6 protein-coding genes are annotated in these 6,000 nt (G+C 54.7%); 1 reads left to right on the forward strand and 5 read right to left on the reverse strand.

Features of this window, described 5'->3' with window-relative positions:
- Positions 1–15: 15 nt before the first annotated feature.
- A complete protein-coding gene (locus WNY80_RS21580; protein ID WP_342889473.1) occupies positions 16–1,092 on the reverse strand; it encodes a tyrosine-type recombinase/integrase in 1,077 nt (358 codons plus the stop codon).
- Positions 1,093–2,266: 1,174 nt separating this feature from the next.
- Positions 2,267–3,007 carry an endonuclease/exonuclease/phosphatase family protein gene (locus tag WNY80_RS21585; RefSeq protein WP_342889474.1) on the reverse strand — a complete coding sequence of 247 codons (741 nt, stop codon included), beginning with the start codon at positions 3,005–3,007 and terminating at the stop codon, positions 2,267–2,269.
- Positions 3,008–3,180: 173 nt separating this feature from the next.
- Between WNY80_RS21585 and WNY80_RS21590 the strand changes: the two genes are divergently transcribed.
- Positions 3,181–3,933: an NYN domain-containing protein gene (locus WNY80_RS21590; protein ID WP_342889475.1), complete on the forward strand. Its 753-nt coding sequence runs from the start codon at positions 3,181–3,183 to the stop codon at positions 3,931–3,933.
- A gap of 243 nt (positions 3,934–4,176) precedes the next feature.
- On the opposite strand, the gene WNY80_RS21595 is transcribed toward WNY80_RS21590, so the two are convergent.
- From WNY80_RS21595 to WNY80_RS21605, 3 genes are all read right to left on the reverse strand, one after another.
- Positions 4,177–4,434, reverse strand: a complete 258-nt coding sequence (locus tag WNY80_RS21595; protein WP_342889476.1) for a hypothetical protein — start codon at positions 4,432–4,434, stop codon at positions 4,177–4,179.
- Positions 4,435–4,451: 17 nt separating this feature from the next.
- On the reverse strand, positions 4,452–5,225 hold the full coding sequence (locus WNY80_RS21600; RefSeq protein ID WP_342889477.1) for a hypothetical protein: 774 nt from the start codon (positions 5,223–5,225) through the stop codon (positions 4,452–4,454).
- 1 nt (position 5,226) lies between these two features.
- Positions 5,227–6,000, reverse strand: a 774-nt coding sequence (locus tag WNY80_RS21605) for a hypothetical protein (protein ID WP_342889478.1), incomplete at its 5' end; no start/stop codon positions are given.

Genomic DNA, 6,000 nt, shown 5'->3' on the forward strand with positions numbered 1-6,000 from the left:
TCTCAATAGCTTAGCTCAAGTTCCCGTGTCTTGGTGCTCCGCAGTTTGCAGCCGGTTTGCAAATTCTGTGCTCCTTGCGTTCTCGAACAAGGCAATTGCTTCCTCCGCCAGCGTGCGAGTGCGGGCAAGATACTTGTCGAGAATAGTCGTCACCGTTTTCAACGAATGTCCGGTGATGGCGGCAATTTGTGGTGTGGAGCAGCCCGCTTCAGCAAGCATGGTAATGGCTGTTCCGCGAAGGTCGTGGAAATGCAGATCCGTGATGCCGGCGGCTTTGGTCGCGGCCTCCCACTGAGCCTTGAAGTATCTCGCCTTCCAGGGAAGCTTCGTTTTCGTTGTAAGAATAAGGTTCGTATCTCTATCCAGTCCGTCGAGCATTCTCTTCAGGGCGGTCGTGCAAGGGATTTCGACACGCCGCTTGGTCTTGCCCTGACGCAGCGAGATAAACGAGCCGTCGTAGTTGTTCCACGAAAGGCTTAGCAAATCAGCCTGCCGCTGCCCTGTGTGCAAAGCGAGAATGAGCGCCCGCTGCAGTTCCAACGGAGCGACCTTCATAAATGCCTCGATATGTTCGGGGAGCCAGATCTTCTCGGATCGGTCCGTCTTGTGAAGGCGTCGGAACCCGGCAACGTGATTGTGCAGGATATGGCCGTTCTCCTTGGCCCAGGTCAACATCGACGAGATCACGGAGAGCCTGTTGTCAGCCTCCCGGTCGCCTGATTCCTTTGCAACGGTTCCGCGCCAACTCATGAAGTCCTGCCTGACCCGTGGGTCGTCCAACGCTTTGATCGGCAGATCACCGAACCTGACTTCGACCTTGGTAAGCATCCGCTGATATTCTTTACGGGTGCTGTCCGCCAGTTTCCCGAACTCCGGTGACAACGTGTAGTCCCTGATCAAGCGATTGAGAACGCCGGCGTGACGATCGCGCATGCTCTCCTCAGCCGCCACGTAGTCGGCAAGGAACTCCATGGAACCAATTTCGCCCCTGAGCGGACGACCGGTTGCTCTGTGATAGTGGTAGTAGCGTATAGAGCCGTCCGCCAGGCGCTTGCTGACCGTGTTGACGCCACGAATATTAGTGGTTGGCACTGCCCTGCCTCCATGTGTCAAGAGGCGATTGAATTTCTGTGGGAGCCGGGGCTTGATCAGCCGAATTACTGGCCAATCCCGAATGTCCGTCAATTATGCGATCCAGTAGGCGCTTGTCCCAGACCTTTCGACCTCCCCAATTGATAGGTTTCGGCATATGGCCGGATCTTACGAGTTTGTCGAAAGTGCCTACGCTAACGCTGACGTAGCTGGCGGCTTCCTTTCGATCGTAACAACGACGGGCCGTTGGGGGGAGAGCATGGATGAGACCAGCGGTTAACATGTGCATAGTGAGCGTTTCCATGGTTCGTATCAATGGGGTTGCGAGCCTGGCGACCGCCTCGAGAGGCCGTTCCAGGGCTGACATTCTTGAGTATAGCAACGAGGCCGAGGCGATGACGTTGGCGGGCAAACTTTTTTGATTTTCTTTTCAGCAATCGATCAGACCAGGTCAGGCCCGGCGTAACAACACGTCTGCCGCCGGCAGCGGTGGACAGGATTTCCATGTGTCAGCGGAACGGGATCTTGGTGCTCATTTCCGCGGCGTCTAAGGGTGATCGTCCTATCTGCCTCACGCTTCGAGGAACGTCAGATAGAACCAATTGATTAGATGTCAAACAACATGCGAAAGACCTTCAGTATGCTCTCCAGGTGTCGGCTTTGGGCGATGTCGTCACGTCCGCGCGGGGCGCGCCATTAGCTATTTTCCCTTGCCTCGTATGGGTTGGAGGTGACGGACGTGATCTTGCGCGCGAACTGAGGAGCTTGTCCTCAGATAGCTATCGAGGAGATTGTCAGCGCACTCGTTGCTCGACCGCAGAGGCGATGTCTGTTATTGGCTGGCGATATCAATGGTTGTATTCCATGTTGCCGGTATCGACAAAAAGAGTCGAATTCGCCGCATCCCTGTCAACCTAACGACAAGTTAGTGTCAACTGGCTCTTATTTCGCCTAAGAAGGAGCTCGATGCGCTACACAACTTAGGCGGGAAAAAATTTCGAAACTGGCGCGCGAGGAGTGAATATCTTTACATAATGACAAGGTCACAAGGGTCTGACCTTTACGTCCTGGTGGACAGAGGTGGATTGGTTCCCGGAACGCTTGCGGCCCCAGAAGGCATCCCCTTGCAGTGAAGAGATATTTTCTAGGACTTCGCTCACTTTGCAAGACGATGTCACATGGCTTCCATCCATCCCGAAGCGGATCCTAGCTGATGCGATATAACAAGACGATGAACATGCCCATGATGGTCACTCAAGCGCAGGCCGTCCATCTTGGCGGGTAGCTCGTCAATCGCAGTGCCCCTCATCCCGGGTGAGAATAGCGTGTGACAGACCGTCCGGTGCTCAACATGCTTCGGCGGGGCCAGTTCGAACTTGTCGAGCAAGGCTGACATCAGCTCACGGGCTTCTTCTGGTGCGCGCTTGGGAGGGACGGTCTGATTGAAGTCTCCGACCAGGATCGTGGGATACACCGGATCAACAAGCCCGTCATAGGAGATGAGAGCCTTCAGAAAGGCAATATGGTCTTCCCATGCTTTTCGGTCTCTTCTACCGGTCGACACGTGGGCATGCGACCAGGGCACACAGACACCATGAACTCTTACAGGTCCCACGGTGCTGCTTGTCAATCCACTGACAAACCTCCCTGGGGGCGCATTGTCTAGATCGGTTAGTGTTTCGGTCCAGAGAGATCTACTGGCCAACATTACCTTCCTCCGGCCTTCCAGGATCGGATACCCGCTGTCGCCGCCGGGATGAACCGAATGCCAGGAAGAAGGGTCGAGGAAACCGTCGTAGGCTTCGGCAAGGCAGATGATGGTTGGATCCGCAGCCGAGATCATTCGCAATATCTCGCGGCCAGGCCGACTACTTGCCTTCTTCCATTCCAGGTTCCAGTTGAGGAGGGTCAGCATGAGAACGTATTTCAATTCTTGAAGAGGTGATTTGCGACAATCGAGTGCTGGGCATGATGGTGTCGATTGAGCGCTATGCAAAGTCCTCCCGCAGATTTGATTACGGATAGTGTATGCTCAACGGAGGATGTTGCTCGGCAATCGCTCGCAATCAGTCGCATGAGGAATGACGCATGGCCTTTCAAACCGAACCCCGCACACCACGGCTTGCCGTCCTGATTGACGCCGACAACACGTCAGCCAAGATCGTCGATGGCTTGTTCGAGGAGATAGCGAAGATCGGGGAGGCGAGCGTGCGGCGGATCTACGGCGATTTCGCCAGTCCGCGGTCCAGGGGCTGGACGGAAGTCTTGGCCCGGCATGCGATCATCCCGCAGCAGCAATTTGCCTACACGAGCGGCAAGAACGCCTCGGACATCACTCTGGTTATCGACGCAATGGACCTCCTGCACAGCGGCCGCTTCGATGGCTTCTGCCTGGTCTCGTCTGACAGCGATTTCACCCGGCTCGCTTCCCGTATCCGGGAGCAGGGCGTCGATGTCTTCGGCTTCGGCGAGCAGAAGACGCCCGAGAGTTTCCGGCAGGCCTGCCGAAGGTTCACCTACACCGAGAACCTGCTGCCCGAACTCGTATCCGACAACAGCGACGCCGCGGACGCGTCGAAATCGCTCCAGCCGCCAAGTGCCGCGACACCTGTGTTGAGAAAGGTCATCACGCAGATGGACAGCGAAGACGGCTGGGTTCCCCTTGGCGCGCTCGGAACGCAGCTGGCCAATCTCTCGTCCGACTTCGACCCGAGGACCTACGGGTTTCGCAAGCTGAGCGATCTGGTCCGCAAGACCGGCGCCTTCGAGCTCGACCAGGGGGAAGGCAGAGCCTTGCGTGTCCGTATGAAGCCTGCTGGCCGCAAGAAGAGTGATAGCTAAGGTTGGAATATCATTCGCTGACTAAAAGGAGCTGGCTAACTGGCACTGTTGGCCTCAAGCAGACATCAGGATGTCTGAGTCAACGGCTTCACGCACTCTGCGCCTTCATGGATTGAGCTGTCTTCCTCGCGGCACCTGCATGCGCAAAGGCCGTACCACTGTGCCTGAAAACCATCTTCGCAGTACGTAATAATTCGAGACCTTCGGGAGTGGCAGGCAGGTATTTTGTAGATCATGATTCCATCAGCTCGATTGATGGACTCGAACCGACCATTTCTGATCTTCAGGATTTTGATCAACCACCCCTTCAGTCTCGAGCATTGCCAAGAGCGTTCTCGAGATATGACCTTCATGTCTCTTATGACCGGTATAGATCCCAAGCGAACGGCCTATTGATGCATTCGACATACCACCCGGTGTTTTCTCAAGCAGCGAAAGAACAGCTGCCTTGAGCTCAGCCATTGCTATTTGAGATTTTCTGTACTCATTGCCATTAATCATTCCGATACCCTCTGTTTTCATGTCGCACTGGTCGATGATTGCCAGTTGTCGAACTCGGGAGGCAGCAAGTCATAGATTTCCTCTTTGTCCATTGAATGAAGGTCGTAATTCATCTGTAGCTGCTTTGCGATTTTCGTAGCGAGGCGCCTCGCACTTCCAGGTGTAGCCTTCCCGAGAGCATTGCGCTTCATCGTTCCGGTTGTCGGATCGATGTACATTTCTACCGCTGCCTTCATCAGGCCTTTGGAAGCGAGAAAGTCGCGATCCTGAGTGTAGAGTTGCTCCATTGCGTCCGAGTGGGCATGGGCGGGCCGCGAAAGGAAGAACTTCGCAACCTCTTCGCCGAATGCGCGACACAGCCAGAACGCCATGAAAGCCAGATGACGGTAGTACCGGAACTTTTGATACTCGCCTGGAATATAGCGGTAGGAACTCCAGAGTTTCGAACGTCCCCCCTTCTTCTGTCTTTCGAGCAGTTGCCGAAGATATATCGCTGAAATCCATGCCCAGAGCCCGGAATTGGAATGTTGTACTACTGACAGATCTGAAGGCAGGACTTGAGAGAGATAATCGCCCATGTGGAATCGATCGTTGAACTTGATCGTTGGATCGATTTCTTCATCTCCCGAGATCGGGATGGTCATTTCGGGATTGTTGGCGATCGCGTCCACTTCTGAAAAGAACGTTTCAGCCACCAGTGCAGGCTTGCGGGGCTCAACCTTTTCGCGTTCCTCATCAATCAGCGCTTTGAATGCCTCGATACCTTGCGCGTTGAATTGCCGTAGCTCCATGTCAAATCAGCTCCTCAAGCAACGTTTTCCCATTCCGCCATTTTCTGTCGGCGAAGGTAGTCACAATTTCGTCGACGAGGTTCAGGCGCTCCTCGACACCGGATTCAAATTCGGCATCTTCACCACGAAGAGGGAACTCGAGAACCTGCTCGACGAAGTTGAGCCAGTCATCCGCCGGGGACTGATCTTCGATCACTTCGAGGTCATCGTTCCTAAGCAGTATCCCAGTTATGACCGCCCGTAGGATTTCCGGAAAAAGATGCGCTGCAAAATAGGGTTTGTCCTTCGACTTCTCGAAATAGGAGCGGTTCAGGGAGATTACCGGTGCGTCAGGCTGCGGCCAGGTTACCGCCCAGATTCTCGAGCCGAGACTATCCGAGAGATCGGGATGGAAGAATCCACTTGTTACGAATGATCCCTCGTTAGGGCCCGATCCGGTCTTCAGATTGAACGGCGCGGTTGCTGCCAGAACGACGCCTCGGGTTCCCTCTCCATAGGAAACCAGCTTTAGGCGAAATTCCAGTAGGGCGTTATCAGGGCAGTCCTCGAGAACTAGTTCCTCGACCGATCCACCTGCAGGTAGCTCGAATCGTTGCGTGTTGCCAAGGAACAGAACATCCAGAACAAGCATCCGTTTCGTGGTGGCGTCAATTCCGGTCTGCTTCAGAATCTTGGCTTCGTCCCATTGGACCCTGAGACAGAGGTGGCTCGGGAAAACTGCACAGCAGGGATAAGTGGAATTTCTGCCTGAGTTTGGCTTAGATGCCGGAAACAG

Source organism: Hoeflea sp. AS16, from assembly GCF_038900095.1.
Classification (GTDB): Bacteria; Pseudomonadota; Alphaproteobacteria; order Rhizobiales; family Rhizobiaceae; genus Hoeflea.

What these genes read in the sequence shown, in the direction of transcription:
- WNY80_RS21585 (WP_342889474.1), bottom strand. Translation starts at nt 3,007, where the DNA reads ATGCTGACCCTCCTCAACTGGAACCTGGAATGGAAGAAGGCAAGTAGT.
- WNY80_RS21590 (WP_342889475.1), top strand. Translation starts at nt 3,181, where the DNA reads ATGGCCTTTCAAACCGAACCCCGCACACCACGGCTTGCCGTCCTGATT.
- WNY80_RS21595 (WP_342889476.1), bottom strand. Translation starts at nt 4,434, where the DNA reads ATGATTAATGGCAATGAGTACAGAAAATCTCAAATAGCAATGGCTGAG.
- WNY80_RS21600 (WP_342889477.1), bottom strand. Translation starts at nt 5,225, where the DNA reads ATGGAGCTACGGCAATTCAACGCGCAAGGTATCGAGGCATTCAAAGCG.